Origin of the sequence: Pantoea sp. USHLN298 (genome assembly GCF_037149395.1) — a bacterium.
Lineage (GTDB): Bacteria > Pseudomonadota > Gammaproteobacteria > Enterobacterales > Enterobacteriaceae > Pantoea > Pantoea astica.
Genome location: NZ_JBBCRO010000003.1, coordinates 88,217 through 111,157 on the forward strand (window position 1 = coordinate 88,217; position 22,941 = coordinate 111,157).

A 22,941-nucleotide genomic window follows, 5' to 3' on the forward strand; every position below is an offset into this window, starting at 1 on the left:
ACAAAATATTGCACACTTAACCGCCAGACGTGCCCTTTCGGTAGATATTTCGAACAGCGATGCGAGGATGTGAGATGGGCATTATTTTTGACAAACCTTTGATTGGCGTAGTGATGTGTCAAAGCCATATCGGTGGTCATCCGACGCAGACCGTGCACAACAAATACCTTGATGCGGTGATCCTCGCGGGCGGAGTGCCGCTTGCCCTGCCCCACAGCCTGCTCAATGCACCTCATCTATCAGAAAACGCTATGACGGTGCTGGATGGCCTGCTGCTGACCGGCAGCCCGAGCAATATCGAACCCTGGCATTATGGTGAAGCCGGTGACGAACCGCACGCCGATCCGGGCCGCGATCGTCTTGCCTTTCAGTTGATTACGTACGCCACCAGCCGAAAAATGCCGATGTTCGGTATCTGCCGCGGGATGCAGGAACTGGTGGTGGCAAATGGCGGCGCGCTGTGGCGCGACCTCAGTCAGCTGTCGCCGTTTCAGCGTCATCATGAAGATGAGACCCAGCCGCTGGATCAACAGTATGCCCCGGCGCATCCGGTGACGATTGAAGCGGATGGGCTGCTCGCGACGCTGCTCGACAGCACCCAGCCGCTGCAGGTTAACTCTCTGCATCATCAGGGCATCCGTGAACCCGGCCCGCAGTTACGCGTAGAGGCCCGCGCGCCGGATGGACTGATTGAAGCGGTCAGCCTGCGCCACCATCCTTTCGCGCTGGCGGTACAGTGGCACCCGGAATGGCAGGCGGATCGCGCTAGCGGATCGCGCCAGCTGTTTGAGGGTTTTATTCAGGCTGCGCTGCGTTTTCACAAGGAAAAAGACCATGAATGACGTCACGCTGGCACCCGGACGCCGGCTGTCTGAGATCCGTCAGGCGCTGGGTTTGTCACAGCGCCGCGTCGCCGAGCTGGCGGGCCTGACTCACAGCGCTATCAGCACTATTGAGCAGGATAAGGTCAGCCCGGCGGTCAGTACCCTGCAGAAGCTATTAAAAGTGTACGGGCTCTCTCTGTCGGAGTTTTTTTCGGAACCGAAAGCCGACGCCACGCCTAAAACCATTGTCCGTCCCGAGGATTTGCTGGAGATGGGCAGCCAGGGCGTCTCGCTGAAGCTGGTTGAAAACGGCAATCCGCAGCGCTCGCTGGGGATGCTGCTGGAGACCTATCAACCCGGAGCCAGCACTGGCGAAAAACTGCGACATCCCGGTGAAGAGACCGGCACGCTGCTGGAGGGTGAGATTACCCTGGTGATTAATGGTCAGAGTTTTCATCTGTACGCCGGTGAAAGTTACGTGATTGATACCGGTCTGCCGCACAGTTTTACCAATACGTCTGACGTACCCTGCCGCATTGTCAGTGCCCATACGCCTGCCAATTTCTGAGCGCTTCAAGGAGGTAGTGATGAATTACGTGGAGAGTTATTACGCAGCGACCGCCAATCCGCATGAACCCTGGCCGATGCTGCAGGAGAGCATTCAGTGTGACGTCTGTATCATTGGCGGCGGTTTTACCGGCCTGTCAGCGGCGCTGCATCTGACTGAAGCGGGTTACGAGGTGGTAGTACTGGAAGCGGCGCGTATCGGCTTTGGTGCCAGCGGACGCAACGGCGGCCAGGTGGTCAACTCCTACAGCCGCGATGTCGACGTTATTGAACAGCGTTACGGTAAAGAGAGCGCTCGTATGCTGGGCAGCATGATGTTCGAGGGCGCAGCGATCATCCGCGATCGTATAGATCGTTACGCTATTGCCTGCGACTACCGGCCTGGCGGTATCTTTGCGGCACTGAATGCCCGCCAGATGGCGCACCTGCGTAAACAGAAAGCGTTATGGCAACAGTATGGCAATCATGATCTGGAGTTGCTGGATGAGCGCGGCATTCGCCGTGAGGTGGCGACCGAACGCTACGTCGGTGGGCTGCTGGATCGCCGTGGCGGTCATCTGCATCCGCTCAATCTGGCGCTGGGTGAAGCGGAAGCGATCCGGCGACACGGCGGGCGCATCTATGAACAGTCTGCTGCGCTGAAGGTGGCCTATGGTTCACCGAATCGGGTAAAAACCGCGCACGGCGAGGTGAGCGCAAAATTTGTGATTTTCGCCGGTAACGCCTATCTGGCCAGTGAGGTTGAACCCCGTCTGAGCGGTAAAAGTATGCCGTGCGGCTCGCAGATTGTGGCCACCGAACCGCTGTCCCCCGATCAGGCGCTGTCGCTGTTGCCGAATAATTATTGCGTGGAAGATTGTAATTATCTGCTCGACTATTTCCGTCTGACCGCCGATAACCGGCTGCTTTATGGCGGCGGCGTGGTCTATGGCGCGCGCGAGCCTGCCGATATCGAGGCGCTGATTCGGCCAAAACTGCGCCGCACCTTTCCTCAGTTGCAGAATGTGAAGCTGGATTTCAGCTGGAGCGGTAATTTTCTGCTGACCCTGTCGCGTATGCCACAGTTTGGCCGGCTGGAGAACAATGTCTATTTCATGCAGGGCGACAGCGGCCACGGCGTGACCAGCACTCATCTGTCCGGCAAGCTGATCAGCGAAGTGTTGCGCGGCGATGCTGAGCGTTTTGACGCCTTCGCCCGGCTGCCTCACCTGCCGTTCCCAGGCGGACGTCGCTTTAAGGTGCCGCTGACGGCGATGGGCGCGGTGTGGTACGCGATTCGCGATCGGTTAGGGGTGTGATGAGGTAGCAGCATCCCCTGCCTGTCGTACTTCGCTGAAACGTGTTGCCGGGACAGGCTCTGGCCGTTTCTTCAAGCTCTTAGTATGTTGTAACTATGTGCGCCCGATTTCTGTCTGCTTTGATTCCTGTTCCGGTGGCGCGCCACCGGAACAGCAGCACCCGCTTTACTCCAGCGGCATCTTCACCGGATCGTCGTAGCGATACTCAAAGCCCAGCTCGGTGCAGATGCGTGAGCCGTCAATCAGCTTGCCACTTTCGTTGCCGGTATCCGGCGCGAAGTGTGGCGGCTGCAGACCCAGCTGTCGCGAGACCGCCGGATAAAAGGTGTCGCGCGACGGATGTTTTGCGGCGCACAGGTTATAGACCCGTCCTCCTTTTGGCGTCTGCAGCAGCAGCGTTATCGCTTCTACTACATCATCCAGGTGTACCAGGTTAACACCCTGCGAGCCGTTCGCTACATCCTGCTTACCGGCCAGAAACCGACCCGGATGGCGCTTCGGCCCCACCAGCCCGGCGAGACGAACAATGTCGACGCTGGTGCCCGGCAGATCGTGCAGCCAGTTTTCCAGTTTTACCAGCGTTTTGCCGGCGACGGTTTCGGGTATCAGCGGGCTGGTTTCGCGTTTGATGCCGGAGTCGCTGCCATAGACCGAAGTCGAGCTGGTAAAGATGATGCGCGGCACGTTATAGACCAGCGCGCTATCCACCACGTTCTGCACCGCCTGCAGATAGGCTTCGCCCCCTTCTGCGGTACGGCTGGCGGGTAAGGTGACCACCAGCGCATCGACGTTGAACAGCGGCTCGACGTCGGCGGCATCACACACCAGATCCGGCGTCAGCGCCAGTTGAAAGGCTTCGATGCCGCAGCGGCGCGCCGCATCCACCCCATCCGGTGTGGTTTTGCTGCCGGTGACCTGCCAGCCTCGTGCGGTTAACGCTGTAGCCAGCGGCATACCTAACCAACCCAGTCCCACAATTGCGACCTTCTTCATTTTGACTCCTGGCGTGAAACATCAACCCTGACTTCAACCTAGTTTGCTCCCGGAATGCAAACCAGAACAACCGGTTTCAGCGCTTTCCGAACCGACTGGTTAAAAAAGGGTTGCCAATCGCAGCCATCTTCGCTAGGTTAAACCTCACAAATGAATACTCATTCATCGACGAGATTATTATGACACGCGTTCAGTTCAACCATCACCACCACCATCATCCTGACTAGTCTTTCAGGCGATGTGTGCTGGAAGACTTTCAAGATCTTCCAGTGGTGCGAACGCAAGAGAACCCCCGGAAGATCGTCTTCCGGGGGTTTTTTTATGGGCTGACGCAAACCCAGCAATCAGGACAGGAACAGTAGCCTATCCCATCAGGCTATTTTATTTGCCACTCTGGCCCTGGGCAGTGCTCACAATCCTTACGTACTGCGGGTACGTTCCGGTTGTTGCGCGCTGTCCGTGACCAGACTGACTGCAACAATATACGCCTACTGGAATAGGCTTAAAGAGGACAGGAACCATGTTAGATAACACCCGTTTACGCATAGCTATGCAGAAATCCGGCCGTTTAAGCGATGATTCACGCGAACTGCTGGCGCGCTGTGGCGTTAAAATCAATCTTCAGCAACAGCGCCTGATTGCGTTTGCGGAGAACATGCCGATCGACATCCTGCGGGTGCGTGATGACGATATTCCTGGCCTGGTAATGGATGGTGTGGTCGATTTAGGCATCATCGGTGAGAACGTTCTGGAAGAAGAGCTGCTCTCACGCCGTGCCCAGGGTGAAGACCCGCGTTATTTCACGCTGCGCCGCCTGGATTTCGGCGGTTGCCGCCTGTCGCTGGCGATGGCGACAGATGCCGAGTACACCGGCCCGGAATGCCTCGATAAATCCCGTATTGCCACCTCCTATCCGCACCTGCTCAAACAATACCTCGACAAAAAAGGCGTCAGCTTCAAAACCTGTTTACTGAACGGGTCCGTTGAAGTCGCCACCCGTGCCGGCCTGGCAGATGCCATCTGCGATCTGGTGTCGACCGGTGCCACGCTGGAAGCCAATGGCCTGCGCGAAGTTGAAGTGATTTATCGTTCAAAAGCGGTGCTGATCCAGCGTGACGGCGAGATGCCTGCCGCGAAGCAGGAGCTGATCGACAAGATGATGACCCGTATTCAGGGCGTGATTAAAGCGCGTGAATCGAAGTACATCATGCTGCACGCACCGAGTGAACGCCTGGAAGAAGTGATCAGCCTGCTTCCTGGCGCAGAGCGCCCGACGGTGCTGCCGCTGGCCGGTGATGTCAGCCGCGTGGCGATGCACATGGTGAGCAGTGAAACCCTGTTCTGGGAAACGATGGAAAAACTGAAAGCGCTGGGTGCCAGTTCGATTCTGGTGCTGCCGATTGAGAAGATGATGGAGTAAGCCATGGCCTTTTCTACCCCGATTGACTGGCAGCAATGCAGCGCAGAACAGCAGCAGGCGCTGTTGTTACGTCCGGCTATTGCCGCCTCAGAGAATGTGACCCAGACGGTACGTGAAGTGCTGGAGCAGGTGAAGGCCCGTGGTGACGCGGCGCTACGCGACTTTAGCGCCCGCTTCGATAAGGCGCAGGTTGAGAATCTGCGCGTGACGCCGCAGCAGATCAGCGACGCCAGTGACCGGCTCAGCGATACGCTGAAACAGGCGATGGCGGTAGCGGTGGCCAATATCGAAACCTTCCACAATGCGCAGATCCTGCCGCCGGTGGATGTTGAAACCCAGCCCGGCGTACGCTGCCAGCAGATCACCCGCCCGGTGAAATCGGTCGGACTCTATATTCCTGGCGGTTCTGCGCCGCTGTTCTCTACCGTGCTGATGCTGGCAACCCCGGCGCGCATCGCCGGTTGTGGTCGCGTGGTGCTCTGCTCACCGCCGCCGATTGCTGATGAGATTCTTTATGCCGCTCAACTGTGTGGCGTCGAAGAGGTGTTTCAGGTTGGCGGTGCGCAGGCGATTGCCGCCCTCGCCTTCGGCACCGAAACCGTGCCGCGCGTCGATAAAATTTTTGGTCCGGGCAACGCCTGGGTGACCGAAGCGAAACGTCAGGTCAGTCAGCGCCTGGATGGGGCGGCGATTGATATGCCTGCTGGTCCGTCAGAAGTGCTGGTGATTGCCGATGAGGGCGCGACGCCCGCTTTCGTGGCGTCGGATCTTTTGTCGCAGGCCGAGCACGGTCCCGATTCCCAGGTGATTCTGCTGACGCCATCACGCACGCTGGCCGACGCGGTGGCTGAGGCGGTTGAGCAGCAGCTGGCGCAGTTGCCGCGAGCCGCCACGGCCCGTCAGGCGCTGGAGAGCAGCCGTCTGATTGTGGCGCGCGATCAGCAACAGTGTGTGGAAATTTCGAATCTGTACGGTCCGGAGCACCTGATCCTGCAGACCCGTCAGCCGCGCGAACTGGTGGAGTCGATCACCAGCGCCGGTTCAGTATTCCTCGGTGACTGGTCACCGGAGTCCGCGGGCGACTATGCGTCTGGCACCAATCACGTATTGCCGACCTACGGTTATACCTCGACCTGCTCCAGCCTCGGCCTGGCGGATTTCCAGAAGCGTATGACGGTACAGGAGCTGACGCCGCAGGGCTTCCTCAACCTGGCCGCGACGATTGAAACGCTGGCAGCCGCCGAGCAGCTGGATGCCCACAAAAATGCCGTCACCCTGCGCGTTGCCGCACTGAAGGAGCAAGCATGAGCCAGAATATTGAACAACTGGCGCGCGCCAACGTTCGCGCCCTGACGCCTTACCAGTCGGCGCGCCGGCTGGGTGGCAACGGTGATGTCTGGCTCAATGCCAACGAGTTCCCGCTGCCGGTGTCGTTTGAGCTGTCACAGCAGACGCTGAACCGTTATCCGGAGTGTCAGCCTAAACTGGTGATTGAGCGCTACGCTGCTTACGCGGGCTTAACGCCGGAGCAGGTGCTGGTGAGCCGTGGCGCAGATGAAGCCATCGAACTGATCATGCGCGCCTTCTGTGAGCCGGGTCAGGATGCGATTCTGTTCTGCCCGCCGACCTATGGCATGTACAGCGTCAGCGCCGAAACCATCGGCATTGAATACCGCACCGTCCCGGCGCTGACCGACTGGCAGCTTAATCTGCCCGCCATTGCTGAGCAGCTGGAAGGCGTCAAGGTGGTGTACCTTTGCAGCCCGAACAATCCCACCGGTAACCTGATCAATCAGGATGATATCCGTCAGCTGCTGGCGATGACCGCCGGCAAAGCGCTGGTGGTGGCGGATGAAGCCTATATTGAATTCTGTCCGCAGGCGACGCTGACCGGCTGGCTGAAAGATTATCCCAACCTGGTGATCCTGCGCACCCTGTCGAAAGCCTTTGCGCTGGCTGGCCTGCGCTGTGGTTTCGCGCTGGCGAATCAGCCGGTCATCGACCTGCTGATGAAGGTAATTGCGCCCTATCCGCTGGCGACACCGGTGGCGGATGTCGCCGGTCAGGCGTTGAGCGAGCAAGGCATCTCGCTGATGCGTGAGCATGTGGCGCAGCTCAACGACAACCGCAGCTGGTTACTGGCGGAGCTGGCAAAGCTGGGCTGCGTAGAACAGGTTTTCGCCAGTGAAACCAACTATGTGCTGGCGCGGTTTACCGACTCACCAAAAGTCTTCAAAACCTTGTGGGATCAGGGCATTATCCTGCGTGACCAGAACAAAAATCCGGGCCTGTCGGGATGTCTGCGCATCTCCATCGGCACGCGTGAAGAGTGCGGACGTGTGATCGCCGCGCTGCAAGCCCTCTCTGTGGAGCAAGCATGAGCCAGAAGACCCTTTTTATTGACCGCGACGGTACCCTTATCTCTGAGCCGCCTGAAGATTTTCAGGTGGATCGTATGGACAAACTGGCGTTTGAGCCTGACGTCATCCCGGCACTGCTGGCGCTGCAGGCCGCCGGTTACCGTCTGGTGATGATCACCAATCAGGATGGACTCGGCACCCAGAGCTTCCCGCAGGCGGACTTTGATGGCCCGCATAATCTGATGATGCAGGTGCTGAACTCACAGGGCATCACCTTTGACGACGTGCTGATTTGCCCGCACCTGCCCGAAGATCACTGTGACTGCCGTAAGCCAAAAACCAAAATGGTGGAAGCCTGGCTGGCTGAAGGCGCGCTGGATACCGCTAACAGCTATGTGATTGGCGATCGCCTGACTGACGTGCAGCTGGCGGAGAACATGGGCATTCAGCCAATCCGTTATGGCGCGGACGGCGAGAACTGGCAGACCATTCAGCAGCGTCTGACCCAGCGCGACCGCTATGCGCTGGTGCAGCGTAATACCAAAGAGACTCAGGTGCGGGTCGAGCTGTGGCTGGATCGCGAAGGCGGCAGCAAAATTAACACCGGCGTCGGTTTTTTTGACCACATGCTGGACCAGATTGCGGTGCACGGCGGTTTCCGCATGAACATCGAAGTGAAAGGCGATCTCTACATCGACGATCACCACACGGTGGAAGATACCGGCCTGGCGCTGGGTGAAGCGTTACTTAAAGCGCTGGGTGATAAGCGTGGCATTGGCCGTTTTGGCTTTGTGCTGCCGATGGATGAGTGTCTGGCACGCTGTGCGCTGGATATCTCCGGCCGTCCGCACATCGAATTTAAAGCGGAATTTAACTATCAGCGCGTCGGTGACCTGAGCACCGAGATGGTTGAGCACTTCTTCAGTTCGCTCTCCTACGCCATGATGAGCACCCTGCATCTGAAAACCAAAGGTAAGAACGATCATCATCGCGTCGAAAGCCTGTTTAAAGCCTTTGGCCGTACCTTGCGCCAGGCGATCCGCGTTGAAGGTAATACGCTGCCGAGCTCGAAAGGAGTGCTGTGATGAACGTGGTAATCATGGATACCGGCTGCGCCAACCTCTCGTCGGTGAAATGGGCGATTGAACGTCTGGGTTACACCCCGGAAGTCAGCCGCGATCCCGATGTGGTGCTGCGCGCCGACAAACTGTTTCTGCCGGGCGTGGGCACCGCGCAAGCGGCGATGAATCAGCTGGAAGAGCGTGACCTGATCGATCTGGTCAAAGCCTGTACCCAGCCGGTGCTGGGCATCTGTCTCGGGATGCAGCTGCTGGGACGCGGCAGTGATGAAAACGGCGGCGTGCCGACGCTGGGGATTATCGACCAGCCGGTCTCGCTGATGGACACCCACGGTCTGCCGTTGCCGCACATGGGCTGGAACCAGATTACCGCCCAGGCGGGCAACCACCTGTTCCGTGGCATTGAGGAAGGCTGCTACTTCTACTTTGTTCACAGCTACGCCATGCCGGTGAATGCCAGCACTATCGCCCAGTGTCACTACGGTGAAGCCTTCACCGCGGCGGTGCAGAAAGATAACTTCTTCGGCGTCCAGTTCCATCCGGAACGCTCGGGCAAAGCGGGCGCGCAGTTGCTGAAAAACTTCCTGGAGATGTGATGATTATCCCCGCGTTAGATTTAATCGACGGCAAAGTCGTCCGTCTGCATCAGGGCGATTATGGCCAGCAGCGCGACTACGGCAGCGATCCGCTGCCTCGTCTGCAGCAGTATGCGCAGGAAGGCGCCACGGTGCTGCATCTGGTGGACCTGACCGGCGCGAAAGATCCGGCAAAGCGGCAGATTACGCTGCTGAAAACCCTGCTCGACGGCGTCGACGTGATTGTGCAGGTCGGTGGCGGCATTCGTCATCGTGACGATGTGAAAGCACTGCTGGACGCCGGTGCCAGCCGCGTGGTGGTGGGTTCAACCGCGGTGAAGCAGCCTGACGAGGTAAAACGCTGGTTTGCCGAGTTTGGCGCAGAGGCGATTGTGCTGGCGCTGGATGTGCGCATTGATGCTGATAACCGCAAAGAAGTGGCGATCAGCGGCTGGCAGGAAGCGGCGGGCGTTACGCTGGAACAGGTGATTGCCGATTTCCAGCCGGCTGGCCTGAAGCATGTACTCTGCACCGATATTTCACGCGACGGCACCCTGAGCGGCTCCAACGTCGCGCTTTACCAGGAAGTGACCGCTCGCTTCCCGGACATCGCCTTCCAGTCTTCGGGTGGCATTGGTGAACTTAATGATATCGCCGCCCTGCGCGGCAGCGGCGTTCAGGGCGTGATTGTCGGACGTGCGCTGCTGGAAGATAAATTCACAGTTTCGGAGGCTATCTCATGCTGGCAAAACGGATAATTCCCTGTCTTGATGTACGTGATGGCCAGGTGGTGAAAGGCGTGCAGTTCCGTAATCACGAGATCATTGGCGATATCGTCCCGCTGGCGCAGCGCTATGCGGCTGAAGGCGCTGATGAGCTGGTGTTTTATGACATCACCGCGTCATCTGATGGCCGGGTCGTCGATAAGAGCTGGGTTTCGCGGGTCGCGGAAGTAATCGATATCCCGTTCTGTGTGGCAGGCGGGATCAAAACGCCGGAAGACGCGGCGCGCATTCTGGAATTTGGTGCGGACAAGATTTCGATTAACTCTCCTGCGCTGGCCGACCCCACGCTGATTACCCGCCTCGCGGACCGCTTTGGCGTACAGTGCATTGTGGTCGGCATTGATACCTGGTTCGATGAAGCCAGCGGTAAGTATCAGGTCAATCAGTACACTGGCGACGAAGCGCGGACCCGGGTGACGCAGTGGGAAACGCTGGAGTGGGTGCAGGAGGTCCAGAAACTGGGCGCTGGCGAAATCGTGCTGAACATGATGAATCAGGATGGCGTGCGTAACGGTTATGACCTGGTGCAGCTGAAGAAAGTGCGTGAAGTCTGCAAAGTGCCCCTGATCGCTTCTGGCGGCGCAGGCACTATGCAGCACTTCCTCGACGCCTTTACCGAGGCCAACGTCGATGGTGCGTTAGCCGCCTCGGTGTTCCATAAGCAGATTATCAATATTGGCGAGCTGAAAAGCTTCCTGATCGACAACGGAGTGGAGATTCGCGCGTGTTAACCGAACAACAACTGACCCAGCTTGACTGGGACAAAACCCAGGGCATGATGCCGGTGATCGTGCAGCATAACGTCTCTGGCGAAGTGCTGATGCACGGTTACATGACTCAGCCGGCGCTGGAAAAAACCCTGGCCGAAGGCAACGTGACCTTTTTCTCCCGCACCAAAAACCGGTTGTGGACCAAAGGCGAGACCTCCGGCCACTTTCTGCAGGTGGTGAGCATCACGCCAGACTGCGATAACGATACGCTGCTGATACTGGCGAACCCGATCGGTCCGACCTGCCATCTGGGCACCACCAGCTGCTTCTCGCCGGCCGTGCCAGAGTGGACCTTCCTCTATCAGTTGGAAGAGCTGCTGGCGTCCCGCAAAACAGCCGACCCTGAAAGCTCTTACACCGCACGACTCTACGCCAGCGGCACCAAGCGCATCGCGCAGAAAGTGGGTGAAGAAGGCGTTGAAACTGCGCTGGCCGCTACGGTCAACGATCGGGATGAACTGACTAATGAAGCGTCAGATCTGGTCTATCACCTGATGGTGCTGTTACAGGATCAGGATCTCGACTTCAGCGCGGTGATCAACAACCTGCGCGCCCGCCATAAGTAAAATGTGCAATAAGCTGCTCAAAATCAGGCTGAGGCGATGATTTTGAGCAGTGTCCTTCTCAAAAATAACCCTTAGCGCTATTTTTGAGCAAAATATTGCTCAACAGGCACGATGATGTTAACTCTCCAGTGGTGTATTAACGGTGTCCGGCGGGATGCTGCTTTAATCAAAATCCAGCAGTCCAGACATTGAGACCACACCACCTTAACTACGCTGAATCGTGCCTTTAAACCGTTCGGTCTCAGGGCAGGTCTATTACCGCGTCAGCCGCTTATGCTGCAAACCCTGATCCAGCAACTCACTGCGTCTGGAGAGAACCATGACCACCCATGAAAAATTGATCGCCCTGCTCGACCAGCACCAGGCACGCTATCGACTGATGGAACATCAGGCGACCGGTAAGTGCGAAGCGGTGGCGGCGATCCGCGGCACTGCCGTCGGTCAGGGCGCCAAAGCGCTGGTCTGCCATGTTAAAGGGAATGGCATTAAGCAGCATGTACTGGCGGTGTTGCCCGCCGATCAGCAGGCTGACCTGAGCAAAGTGGCCGCCGCAGTCGGCGGACGCCGTGCCTCACTCGCCAGTCCGGCAGAAACCGACGCCCTGACCGGTTGCGTGTTTGGTGCGATTCCACCATTTAGCTTTCATCCCGATTTAAGCCTGGTTGTTGATCCGCTGTTGTTTGACCGCTACCCGGAGATCGCTTTTAACGCCGGTCTGCTGGATCGCTCAGTTATCCTCAACACGGAAGATTATCGGGCGCTGTGCCGGGCTAACGTGGTGAATATCATCCAGTAATTGCCATCACTAGCGGTCAACGTTACTCTGCGTGAACCCTCATCACGACTAAAGAAGACCATTACATGGCAATGAACCGCTTTACTACCCGTCTGCGTCAGACGTTGATCATGGCTGTCGTCGCCGGCAGTGCCTTTGGTGCGCAGGCAAAAATCGACCAGGTCCGCTTCGCTGTTGATCCCACCTACCCACCGTTTGAATCGAAAACGCCGCAGGGCAAACTGGTTGGTTTCGATATCGATCTGGGCAATGCGCTGTGTACCCAGATGCAGGCGAAATGCGTCTGGGTTGAAAGCCAGTTTGACGGCATGATCCCGGCACTGAAAGCACGCAAGTTCGATGCCATCCTCTCTGATATGGGCATTACGGAAGAGCGGCTGAAGCAGATCGATTTCACCGTGCCGCTCTACGACACTCACACCCAGCTGATTGCCCGCAAAGGCGCTGGCGTGCTGCCGACCGCGGAATCACTGAAAGGCAAAACGGTAGGCGTTCAGCAGGGCACGGTTCAGGAGCGTTATGCACTGGCAAAATGGCAACCGCATGGCGTGAACGTGGTGCCGTATAGTGACCAGGCGCAGGTCGAAAGTGATTTAGTTGCCGGTCGTCTCGATGTGGTGTTCACCGATGCCGCACAGGCGGCGATTGGCTTCCTGAAGCAGCCGCAGGGAAAAGATTTTGAGCTGGCAGGCCCGATCGTTCAGGACCCGATTATCGGTCCTGGCACCGCCATCGGCCTGCGTAAAGGTGACACGGAACTGAAGACGGCACTGGATAATGCCTTTGCTGAGATCAAAAAGAATGGCACCTTTGATCAGATTCAGAAGCGTTATTTCGCCACCGATATCTCTGTTCAGCAGTAGCATCGCAGGCAGGCTTTTCCGTCATTTAATGCGATCCGGCACTATACTCTAACCTTTTCAGGACGGCGCGCTGCCGTCCTTCGCCGACCACAGGACATTAACACGGTATGCATCAACAACATCATCCTCTGTTAAGCGCCTCTTTAGGCACCCAACGTGAAATTATCAGTTTCCATTTTGCTGAAAACCACTCGCGTCAGGTTTATATCCAGGCTGCGCTACATGGCGACGAGTTGCCGGGCATGGCGGTGGCATGGTTTTTAAAGCAACGGCTACAGACGCTGGAGTCAGCTGGCCAGTTAAGAGCCGCTTTCACCCTGGTGCCGGTCGCCAATCCGCTGGCGCTGGGCCAGCACTGGCACGGAACGCATCTGGGTCGTTTTCATACCTTATCGGGACAGGATTTTAATCGCCGCTTCCCCTCGCTGGGCGAGACGCTGGCAGCCGGACTGGCTGACAGTCTTACCCAGAGCGAAGCGCAGAATAAAACCCTGATCCGTGAGGCGATCGATCGTCACTACCGCGATACGGTGCCCAGAACCGAACTGGATGCGCAGCGTTATACCCTGATGCGCATGGCCAGTCAGGCCGATCTGATGATTGATCTGCATTGTGACTGGGAAGCCGTGCCGCATCTCTATACTACGCCGCACGCCTGGCCGGATATCGAGCCGCTGGCGCGCTGGTTAGGCAGTGAGGTACAGCTGCTGGCGCAGATTTCAGGCGGCGAACCGTTTGATGAAGCCTGCTGTGAACCCTGGCTGACGCTGGCAGAACGTTTTGGCAAAGACTTCCCGATGCCGCGCGGCTTGCTGCCGGTTACCCTTGAACTGCGTGGCGTACGCGACGTCTCTCCTGAGCAGGCTGAAAAGGATGCGGATGCGATTATTTCCGCGTTACAGGAAAGCGGCTACATCGGTTACAGCGAGCCGGCGGTTTCGGTTGAAGTGGCGGCACCGGTGATTGGTGGCGATGAGCTGGTGTCGGTGACCACCGGAGGCGAAGACGTGGTGGCGATTGGCGAAAGCGGTACCGGACTGAGCGCGCCCGACGTGGTCGAAGCGGCGGATGAACAGAGTATGATTAAAGAGCGCTACAGCGAAGGTTCTGCCGCGACCTCCCCTGCCCTGAAGCATCCACCGACGCCATTGGCCGCCTGCGAATATATTCACTCTCCGGTCTCCGGTCTGATTCTGCATCGCAAACCACTGGGTGCCAGGATTCGTGCTGGCGAAGTGGTAGCGGAGATTGTTGATCCGGTCACCGATCAGATCACGCCATTAATGGCTGAACACGGCGGTATTCTCTATGCGAGACACTGGGTACGGTTTGCAACGGCGGGTATGCTGGTCGTGCGGCTGGCGGGCGAGAGTGAGATTCGGAGCGGGGATTTGCTGGTGGGATAAAAAAAGGCTGCCAGCTAAGTGAGCTGGCAGCCTTTTTTATTAAGCGATGACTCAATTTTTATACAATGCACTGTATAAAATAGGAAAAATGCAGGTACTATTAAGATAAATTATTAATGCTGGTTAAAAATAGCCCGAGAACCCGTTCATCACGACTGCCAAAAATAGATGGCGAAACAGCATCAATAACTTCTAATGTAACAAATGCATCTTCTATATTATCGACAGTTAAATCAACATGATCGTTTCCACCCACCGAAACAATGCTTTTCTCATAAGATTTATTAGATAACTTCACTCTGAAAATAACTTTCCTGGGGTGAGATTCCGAAGCATCAAAGACATTAAAATTCAATCTTAAAGTCGCACTCTTAACTTTTCCTTTTACAGACGGCAAAAAAAGATCTGCACGAGCCGATGACCATATACCGTTTTCTTCTGGATCATACCATCCCTTACCGAGCACTCTATATTTAGCTAATGAATCAGCAGAGAATAACAGTGGATAATTAATAGCATTTTTCTTCAAACGGATGACTGTGAATAATTCATTTTGAATAACATCTAAATATCCCTCTTGCTTTAATACGTTCACTAGCGGCAAAAATTGCATCCTTTTGGCGTCAGGACAGGTAAAGTCAGGATAAATCATTTGCGCTTCAACTGGTGTGTCTGGCATCTTACAAGGCCAGACATGGGCTGACCAGAGCATGTCAAAGTTAGGTATAATAACTGCATTTACATTTTCGAAGCTTAACAGCCTTATAATATATTTCAGGCTGGAGCCTGTTAACTCACCCCGCAGCTTAAGGAAATCCTGAGGCCAATACACCATAGATTGCTGGACATTTTTATCCCCACCTAAGTTGAAGCTCTTAACATTCAGGGCGGAAGACAGGTAATTAGCCAAAAAATCATTACCCCAAGGGACATAAGCAACCAAATCACCAGAATTGATTAACGGCTTAAGATTTCTCACCACTTCATTATCAACACGTTCAAATGCTTCATTATAATACCTGCCTGCTGATAAATGATTCTCAAGAGGCGGAATATAAAATAAAATAGCAAAGCTCACTAAAAGCGCTGAGAAAAAATTATTTTTACGGGACGATAACAGCAGAACAACTAAGCACCATATAGCGAAAAAGGATAATGCTATCCAACGATACGATGCTCTCATAACGTCAAAACCGGGTATGTGTTCTGAAATCCAACCGGTGCCAGTGGGTAATAAAGGATAATTATCAGGTATTATGGGTGAGAGATCAGGCTGGCCTGTAGGTTTCAATAGCATAAACTTGAAGGAAGGTCCCAACGAGAAATACAATGAAAATATAAAGACAGATAAGAATAAAATTACAATACTTTTATTATTTCTAATTTTTGACTTAGAGAAATGGCAAAGAGATAAGATCAACATGGGCAATAAAAATGTCGTTCGCCATACGGAACTATCTCCATAATACTGCCCCTCGGTGCGAAACACGGACCAATGCAGATTATCCAGAAGCCATGAAATACCTGACGATGGGGCAGCAAGAAAAGAAATATCAACACCCCAGGAACGGAAAAAAGAGAGTTGCTGGGGTTCATAGCCTGACCTACCTATAAACGCAGCATAAAGAATATAAGAAAATATACAAGCGAAAGCGTGCACCGAAACTACTTTAACAATTACCTTCAGCGTTCGATTATTATCTTTGGAGAGAAAGTACATTAAATAAAATGAATTCAAAACCGCCTGCATAATGAATGTGTATCCATCCATAAAAATGGAAATGACGGATGAAACAGTACAAATAAACAACGAAAAAGTATAAAATTTAAGGCGCTGATTGCCATCACAAAAAGTCATTGCCTTCATAAAACTAAAAAAATAAAAAGGAAGCAATGCTATACCCAGGGTTAACATGGAATAATTAGCATGCTGAACGACTACAGGCGTAATGACCCATAACAGTGACAATAAAACTGATGTATACTGGTTAACCTTAAAATGCCTACTTATTTTGTAAGCAGACACAAAAGAAATTAATATGAATAAAGTGAAAATAATAATATAACTATTAGCAGGAGAAAACCCTAATCGTAAAAGAATACTCATAGGATATACAGCAGACAAGCCGAATGAAATATTGCCGCCGTAAGGGAATCCAAAATTTGAAGCGTGAGCAGTAAACACAGAGCTATTTGCTATAGACTGTGCGAAGCCCACAGCCCAAAAAGCCTGCCCAAGCGTAGGAAGCGAAAAATATGGTATAAGATTATTAGTGATAAGTGAAAATAAACCAGCAATAAATGCAAAAAACAGGAACGGGATTCTTTTAAATTCTTTTTGTTTGTCGCTCACTATCAATAAACCTTTGAACCGTTGAAGAGAAAATGAAAAAAATCAAGTCACCAATAACTGTCACTAAACGTGTTAGAATGGCGGCATTAAAAACCAATGACTGATCTCTAAAAACCGGAAAAAGAAGAAGAATTAGTATACTTTCCCTTACTCCTAATCCAGCTGGAGAGCCAGGCATAATAAACCCGATCAGCCATGCCGCAACAAAGCTACATAAAACAAATGCATCTAAAGATAAAGTAGAATTTACTTTTATTGTCGAAGTAACTATCAAGAAGAACATCAGTCCCGAGACAAACATAAATATCATATAGCTTGAAAAGGTTCTGAAAAAATTAGTGCTAATTCTGTTGATAATAAATGATGCGCCCAAAAAAAACAAAAAAGAAGTAAAAATAGAGAGCGCAACTCCCATTTCGAGAAAGTAATACACCCCTACGTAAACACTGAAGGGTAAAGAGGATAACAACAAGAGTATGATTTCTAAAAATTGCGACTTAGCCACTTTAGCAGAATTGAGGTTATGTCTGACTGCAAGCACTTGCTTCCCTGCGAACTGAAATATATTACCGGGAATATACTTAGCAATTTGAGAAACCCCAAAAATCGCCACTGATAACTTTATAGTTATCTTTTCGTCAAGTCCGGCTAATATTAAACGCCAACCAGCCGCAAGGAGATAATTATTAAGAGCATACACCAGACACGCAACAGTAAAAACCAGAGCATGATCTTTAAAAAAACCTGTAAGATTAACCAGACCTTGTAAGGTATAAAATTTATAGCCAATAAAAATTACGCTGAGGAAAACCAATAAATAAGAAACGTAATTCACTGTTTTTTTTAAAAGCATCAATCTTTTTTGACTTGACACAGTAACATTGTCCAGGGAGTTGGTGAACTTACTGATAGAACATCGAAATATTCAGAAATCAGGGCTACAAACTTATTTCGAGACCAATGATTCAAATGACCAGGCGTATTACCCAATTGAGAAATATATTTTAACCTTACAAGGTTTAAAACTCTCCATAATGGTTCTGATGGAACGCTCAAAATCACATAATTACGAGCAACTTCTTTTATTTTTTCGAGACCCGCTTGAGGATTTTCAAGATGCTCCAAAACCTCACAACATACGATCAGTTGAGAGGAGTCTGCGGCAGCGTTTAAATCATAAATGCTTTTAACGGTAAATAGATCCTCTGACACATCTCGTTCTGTAGCATTACTCTTCGCTATCGAGATAACTTCCGAGGAGAAATCACTTCCACGAGTATTAAATCCTTTTTCTAAATATTTTAAAACCCAGTAACCTTCACCACAGCCTATTTCATGAAACTCATTGACGCCAGTTTGGCTTATGTAGCGCTCAAGAGATTGGTCAAAACCACGCATCATATGTTTGACAATAGGATTATTTGAACCATATTTATCATAAGCATTGCCAAATACGATACCGTTTTCTTTTTTGCCTGATGAAAAAGCCATCTTATTTACTACCTTTCTCTATTGTTAATTTTGCGACTTTTTCCCGGACATCTTCAATTAGCTTTCTGTTAGCAGAAAGAAGATCTGCCAAAAAAGCCACCAGGATAGTTTGAAATCCCATCATCATTAATACGGCTGAGAGAATCAGAGACTGTATGTGCCCATCACCGTCGCCGTTCAAAAATAGAAACAAAAATCTGCCGGCAATAATTAATCCTATCAACATAATCAGAGACCCGATACTCATGAAAAATCTGAACGGGCGATATATCACATAAATTCGTATTATAGTAAAAATGCTTCTCTGAATATAGGATGGGATACTTTTCACTAAACGAGAAGGACGGAGATCATCATTAACCCTGACAGGGACAGATGTAATTGAAATATTTTTTTGTCCAGCCTGGATAATAGTCTCAAGAGTATAGGTATATTCACTGAAAACCATTAACTTTTGAGCTGCATTGCGGCTGATTGCACGAAAACCACTTGGTGCATCGGGTATTGTTGTTTTGCTGGCGCTTCTTACTACGTAACTTCCGATTTTCTGAAGTATTTTTTTGGCTAATGAGAAATGTTCAATAGCCTGTATGGGTCTGGCACCAATAACTATCTCAGCCTGATTGCTCAAGACAGGCGCTACAAGCGCAGGAATGTCATCTGCGTTATACTGGTTATCTGCATCAGTATTTACTATTACATCAGCCCCGAGCAAAATGCATGCCTCAATGCCAGTAATAAAAGCTTTTGCAAGTCCTTTATTACCCGTATGTTTTATTATATGGTCAACACCACAGGCCTGCGCTACTTCACATGTCGCGTCAGTACTCCCATCATCAATGATCAACCACTCAACTTTACTGAAACCTTCAAGATGCCTTGGCAAAGCTGTCAGTGCAATCGATAAAGTTTCAGCCTCGTTATAACAGGGTATTTGAATAATTAGCTTCACACTTAAAACGCCTTATGACATTTATGACAAACAATAAATGTATAAGCCCTGTTCACATGGCAGATAATTATCGGAAACCAGCTACAGGGCTAAAACATCACATCGTTTATCAAAAAGTTAATCTACTAAAAATCAACATTATTTAATCACTGAATTTAATAGATCCTGTGCAGACTCACCCCATGTTTTCCATTTAAGATTAGCAGACACAGGTTGAGTATTACTTTGCTTTAGTGAAAGCCATTGTAAAACGGTCTCACTAAGCGACGCAGCATCGTCACTTTTAAAATATAGTGCATGTTCCTGTGCGACTTCTTTGAACACCTTGATATCACTCGCTATAATATCAAGATTATTTTGTGAAGCTTCAATAAGGGGTAAACCGAAGCCCTCTGCAGTACTGGCAGCGATAAGGCACTGGGATTCCTGGTACAGCCGTTGCAAAAATTCATCTGAGACATTATTTAGCCAGAAAAGTTTTTTATTATTTTCAGGGTGAGCTTTAATGCGTTGCATCAATTCATCAACACCCCAACCTTCTTTTCCGACAATAACTAAAACAGCATCACTACCTTCTCGCCATAGCTTATCAAAAGCTTCTAATGCTAAGGAGTGATTTTTACGGGGTTCCAATGTACCGACCATCAGAAATGCTGGCGCATCATTGACAATGCTAAGGATCCGTTCATCTTCGCCTGTGATACCAGCACTGGGTTTCGAATTAGTAATGTCAGCACCCAGATGAAACCATTTAACTTCTGGTTTAGCTTTACCCTGGAAATCCGTTCTTAACCACTCTTCTACTTCATCAGCGACGGCTTTTGAAATGCAAATAAGTGATTCACTGTTTGCTGCCACGGAGAGCCAGCGCGCATGGTCTTTTGCTGCATCTTCGGGACTGACAAAAAAGTGAGAATGAAGAAGAGGAATTAAATCATAAACAACGAAATTAATCTTGACACCTAAAGCGCGCATTTTGCTTAGTGTTTTTTCTTGTCTTACCGTAATGTGTGGTTGCAGGTCAAGGCCAACAAAAACATCACCATTTACATAATCAACAGGTTCATCCTGAAGATGTACATTTTCAATACCGAGGAACCTGGCCGTAAATGAACGAGCAAAATGGTAACCGTCCCTATCATTAGTGGCATAAACAGGTTCAACACGAAAACCTTCTGGTGGGTTTTCCAGCCATTGCATCAGAATGCTTCTGACAACACGCTGAATACCAGACTTTGCGTCACGCTGAACCAGTTCAGAAATATCAACGAGCAATTTAGGATAGGTAATAGCCGCGCCTTTATTGTAAGCAGTTGCCGTAGCCAATGCATCTAAATCTTGCTCAGAATAAGATCCTTCAACCTGAAAAAGTGAATCAAGCGTCTCACTAACAAAATTATTTTTTGGGTGGTAAAAATTTTCAATAGCTTTTGAATACTGCTCTGCACATCGCCACAGAGAATGCTTAGTTGAAATTTCTTCTATCGCTTTACCCGAAAGTTTTTTTCGCAAACTCTCTGATTTAAAAAGCGACTCAAGGGCTTCAACCAGCGACTCATCATCAAATTTATCTTCAAGCATAATGACACTTTCAGGATTAATGTCAGCCATAGTGCCATTAGCATTGATGATAGTTGGTAAACCATAACTCATGCAATCGAGCACAGCCCCTGAGGTTTCTCCTCTGGAAAGTGATCTAAGTTGCACGGCGATATCAGCTGCCTGTAAATAATCTTTAAACGTATCGAGATCGGTCCAGCCTGTAACTTGTATTCTGTTTGTTATTTTTAAACTTGTAATGCGACGGGTTATCTTTTTAGAGAAATCACCTTCATGCATCTCACCAACAAAGAAGATATAACATTCTTTAGAATCGTATAAACTGCTTTCAGCAAATGCTTCAATCAGCCTATCATTCAATTTAGATTCACCCAGGAATCCAAAGCTACAGATGACAAATGCATCATCGCTAATTGATAACTTTTTCCTGGCAGCACTTTTATCATTGATTAATGGCAGCTCACGAAGGTGGGGTATCACGCTCCATAAATTTGGGTTAACTGTACCATACCACTGCTTAGCCAAGCGAACTGAGTTTTCGGAATGTACAATGACGCCCTGAGACAGAGACAAGGCTGAATAGCTACAAGGGTAACGCCATACTACTTCTGCGCTATTATTTTCTAAATATCGTTCTCTTAAAGCTTTGTACCCATGACCAATAAGTAATTCACGTGTCCAGACACCAGGATGGGTATTGAATACATCCATATGCTGCACGACGCCAGAAATATAGAAATCATGTAATACTACTACGCCGGGTATTTTTTCCAGCAGTGGAAACATATAGTCGTGGTGTTCGGAATTGCCAAATTGGTAAACAACCCGATCATATTTATCAGAGTTTTCCAATAGATATTGCGTGTTTCTTATTTTACTGTAAGACTCGGCAACCTTATCGACTGGGACATTATCTTTAATAATAATGTCAATATCGTAATATCTTGCAAGTTCAGGCAGTAAAATAGCTGAATAATTCGCTATGCCTGATTTCGCGGGCTGAACGGGTGTAACATAGGCTATTTTTTTACGCTGAAGTAAATGAGAGATGACAGGCATGTGACTTTTATGTGCATTAAGTTTATTAAGTGCATCATACGTTTTACGAGCCGTCGTTTCCCATGAGAATTTTGATTGCTGCGTCTCAGCATGTGAAATTAACAGATCTCTAAAATTCAAATCTGTTAATCCCTTTTCGAGCAAGTCAATAAATTGCTGTTCATCTTTTGGATCGAACATAGCATCTTCAAGTCCAACAACCTCAGGAAGACTTGTTAGCCCTGAACAGATGACAGGGGCACCGCAACGCATTGCTTCCAGTACGGGAAGGCCAAAACCTTCATGGAAGCTTGGGAAGACGAACAATGCACATTGGTTATACAACTCAACCAATTCCTCATCAGTGATGTAACCCGTAATTACAACTTCGGTTTCACTCAACTGTGCTTCATGGATAAGTTTCTTTAGTATTTGACGACTCTCATTATTGACCGAACAAACAATCACTAACTGATGGTCACTTCTTACGTTTTCATCAAGTTCTGAATATGCAGTTATCAGGCCTTCAATATTTTTTCGTTTATCGATCCCACCTGTGTACATTACATAGGGCTTAGTAATGTTAAACTTAGTCAGTACCTGGGGATTAACAATTTCTAATTTCTTGAAATTACTGTCAGCATCAGTGGATATGTTTATAATTTTATCTTCTGGGAAAGGAAGATACTTTATACCTTCCTGGCGCGAAGATTCAGATATAGCTAATAACATATCAGCACGTCTTAAATGGTCTATTTTCTTATAATACCACTTAGACATCCCGGGATTTTCAAGATAATCCTTTGCAGCTATAAAAGGAATCAAATCATATAATACAACAGCTGTCAGATAATTTTTATTTTTATTTATGATACTTGTCACTGTGTCATCTACAACCCCTTCAAAAAGGCTTGTAATGAGTACTACATCGGGAGAAATCTTTTCAAGATAAGCCTCCCTGGATAACTCAGCAACGCCCTGACGCCATTGATTTTCACTATGTAATCCAGCGGTATGTTCCAGGGAAGAAAATGTTAAAATATTTTCCGAATTAACCTTTTCATTAAAAGCTTCCCGAATAGTGTTTACTGATTCAGGAAGGCTTCCATTCAGTAGTAGGTATACTTCATCATTTCGACATAACTCCAGTAGCGTTGAAGTTAGTGACAGAGCATAACGCCCAATGCCACGATTACTGTTTGTTCCTTGTAATGACTGCAAGTCGATAACTAGACGCATTTGAAT

The 22,941-nt window shown here is 50.4% G+C and carries 21 protein-coding genes and 1 other annotated feature; of the genes, 15 read left to right on the forward strand and 6 right to left on the reverse strand.

Features of this window, described 5'->3' with window-relative positions:
- Positions 1-74: 74 nt before the first annotated feature.
- Genes puuD through WFK59_RS08480 form a run of 3 tightly spaced genes read left to right on the forward strand, consistent with a single transcriptional unit; the run spans position 75 to position 2,689 of the window.
- Positions 75-842, forward strand: a complete 768-nt coding sequence (gene puuD, locus WFK59_RS08470; RefSeq protein ID WP_336755588.1) for a gamma-glutamyl-gamma-aminobutyrate hydrolase — start codon at positions 75-77, stop codon at positions 840-842.
- Positions 835-1,392, forward strand: coding sequence for an HTH-type transcriptional regulator PuuR (gene puuR / locus WFK59_RS08475; RefSeq protein ID WP_233987667.1), 558 nt, complete (start codon positions 835-837; stop codon positions 1,390-1,392). The genes puuD and puuR overlap by 8 nt, the downstream gene beginning before the upstream one ends.
- A 19-nt stretch (positions 1,393-1,411) precedes the next feature.
- Positions 1,412-2,689 carry an NAD(P)/FAD-dependent oxidoreductase gene (locus WFK59_RS08480; RefSeq protein ID WP_233987666.1) on the forward strand — a complete coding sequence of 426 codons (1,278 nt, stop codon included), beginning with the start codon at positions 1,412-1,414 and terminating at the stop codon, positions 2,687-2,689.
- 165 nt (positions 2,690-2,854) lie between these two features.
- On the opposite strand, the gene WFK59_RS08485 is transcribed toward WFK59_RS08480, so the two are convergent.
- On the reverse strand, positions 2,855-3,682 hold the full coding sequence (locus tag WFK59_RS08485; protein ID WP_336755589.1) for an SDR family oxidoreductase: 828 nt from the start codon (positions 3,680-3,682) through the stop codon (positions 2,855-2,857).
- 179 nt (positions 3,683-3,861) lie between these two features.
- Here WFK59_RS08485 and hisL point away from each other — a divergent pair, with 179 nt between their 5' ends.
- The 12 genes from hisL (at position 3,862) to WFK59_RS08545 (ending at position 14,302) form a co-directional block, all read left to right on the forward strand.
- Positions 3,862-3,909 (forward strand): his operon leader peptide, encoded by a 48-nt coding sequence (gene hisL, locus WFK59_RS08490; protein WP_100396937.1) that lies wholly within the window; start codon positions 3,862-3,864, stop codon positions 3,907-3,909.
- Positions 3,885-4,005, forward strand: a sequence feature (His leader region). Its footprint overlaps the gene before it by 25 nt.
- Before the next feature lie 197 nt (positions 4,006-4,202).
- Positions 4,203-5,102: an ATP phosphoribosyltransferase gene (gene hisG, locus WFK59_RS08495; RefSeq protein ID WP_004571317.1), complete on the forward strand. Its 900-nt coding sequence runs from the start codon at positions 4,203-4,205 to the stop codon at positions 5,100-5,102.
- Between the two features lie 3 nt (positions 5,103-5,105).
- On the forward strand, positions 5,106-6,410 hold the full coding sequence (hisD, locus tag WFK59_RS08500) for a histidinol dehydrogenase (protein WP_336755590.1): 1,305 nt from the start codon (positions 5,106-5,108) through the stop codon (positions 6,408-6,410).
- Entirely contained in the window at positions 6,407-7,483 is a 1,077-nt protein-coding gene (gene hisC / locus WFK59_RS08505; RefSeq protein ID WP_336755591.1) for a histidinol-phosphate transaminase, read from the forward strand. The genes hisD and hisC overlap by 4 nt, the downstream gene beginning before the upstream one ends.
- Positions 7,480-8,547, forward strand: coding sequence for a bifunctional histidinol-phosphatase/imidazoleglycerol-phosphate dehydratase HisB (hisB, locus tag WFK59_RS08510; RefSeq protein WP_233987662.1), 1,068 nt, complete (start codon positions 7,480-7,482; stop codon positions 8,545-8,547). Before hisC ends, hisB begins: the two co-directional genes overlap by 4 nt.
- Complete coding sequence (gene hisH / locus WFK59_RS08515) at positions 8,547-9,137, forward strand: imidazole glycerol phosphate synthase subunit HisH (protein WP_233987661.1); 591 nt, start codon at positions 8,547-8,549, stop codon at positions 9,135-9,137. The genes hisB and hisH overlap by 1 nt, the downstream gene beginning before the upstream one ends.
- Positions 9,137-9,874, forward strand: coding sequence for a 1-(5-phosphoribosyl)-5-[(5-phosphoribosylamino)methylideneamino]imidazole-4-carboxamide isomerase (gene hisA, locus WFK59_RS08520; protein ID WP_336755592.1), 738 nt, complete (start codon positions 9,137-9,139; stop codon positions 9,872-9,874). Before hisH ends, hisA begins: the two co-directional genes overlap by 1 nt.
- Positions 9,856-10,632, forward strand: a complete 777-nt coding sequence (gene hisF / locus WFK59_RS08525; protein WP_336755593.1) for an imidazole glycerol phosphate synthase subunit HisF — start codon at positions 9,856-9,858, stop codon at positions 10,630-10,632. Before hisA ends, hisF begins: the two co-directional genes overlap by 19 nt.
- The gene (hisIE, locus tag WFK59_RS08530) at positions 10,626-11,237 is read left to right on the forward strand and encodes a bifunctional phosphoribosyl-AMP cyclohydrolase/phosphoribosyl-ATP diphosphatase HisIE (RefSeq protein WP_233987658.1); all 612 of its coding nucleotides are present in this window, start codon (positions 10,626-10,628) and stop codon (positions 11,235-11,237) included. The genes hisF and hisIE overlap by 7 nt, the downstream gene beginning before the upstream one ends.
- A 319-nt stretch (positions 11,238-11,556) precedes the next feature.
- Positions 11,557-12,033: a YbaK/prolyl-tRNA synthetase associated domain-containing protein gene (locus WFK59_RS08535; protein WP_336755594.1), complete on the forward strand. Its 477-nt coding sequence runs from the start codon at positions 11,557-11,559 to the stop codon at positions 12,031-12,033.
- 71 nt (positions 12,034-12,104) lie between these two features.
- A complete protein-coding gene (locus tag WFK59_RS08540; RefSeq protein ID WP_233988152.1) occupies positions 12,105-12,896 on the forward strand; it encodes an ABC transporter substrate-binding protein in 792 nt (263 codons plus the stop codon).
- A 107-nt stretch (positions 12,897-13,003) separates the two neighbouring features.
- Entirely contained in the window at positions 13,004-14,302 is a 1,299-nt protein-coding gene (locus tag WFK59_RS08545; protein ID WP_336755595.1) for a succinylglutamate desuccinylase/aspartoacylase family protein, read from the forward strand.
- A gap of 100 nt (positions 14,303-14,402) precedes the next feature.
- On the opposite strand, the gene WFK59_RS08550 is transcribed toward WFK59_RS08545, so the two are convergent.
- The 5 genes from WFK59_RS08550 to WFK59_RS08570 all read right to left on the reverse strand — a co-directional run bounded on the left by WFK59_RS08550 (position 14,403) and on the right by WFK59_RS08570 (position 22,935).
- Positions 14,403-16,655 carry a hypothetical protein gene (locus tag WFK59_RS08550; RefSeq protein WP_336755596.1) on the reverse strand — a complete coding sequence of 751 codons (2,253 nt, stop codon included), beginning with the start codon at positions 16,653-16,655 and terminating at the stop codon, positions 14,403-14,405.
- On the reverse strand, positions 16,630-17,529 hold the full coding sequence (locus WFK59_RS08555; RefSeq protein WP_336755597.1) for a hypothetical protein: 900 nt from the start codon (positions 17,527-17,529) through the stop codon (positions 16,630-16,632). The genes WFK59_RS08550 and WFK59_RS08555 overlap by 26 nt, the downstream gene beginning before the upstream one ends.
- The gene (locus tag WFK59_RS08560; protein ID WP_336755598.1) at positions 17,508-18,146 is read right to left on the reverse strand and encodes a class I SAM-dependent methyltransferase; all 639 of its coding nucleotides are present in this window, start codon (positions 18,144-18,146) and stop codon (positions 17,508-17,510) included. Before WFK59_RS08560 ends, WFK59_RS08555 begins: the two co-directional genes overlap by 22 nt.
- A 1-nt stretch (position 18,147) precedes the next feature.
- Complete coding sequence (locus WFK59_RS08565; protein WP_262287616.1) at positions 18,148-19,098, reverse strand: glycosyltransferase family 2 protein; 951 nt, start codon at positions 19,096-19,098, stop codon at positions 18,148-18,150.
- Positions 19,099-19,236: 138 nt separating this feature from the next.
- A complete protein-coding gene (locus tag WFK59_RS08570; RefSeq protein ID WP_336755599.1) occupies positions 19,237-22,935 on the reverse strand; it encodes a glycosyltransferase in 3,699 nt (1,232 codons plus the stop codon).
- Between the last annotated feature and the right edge of the window lie 6 nt (positions 22,936-22,941).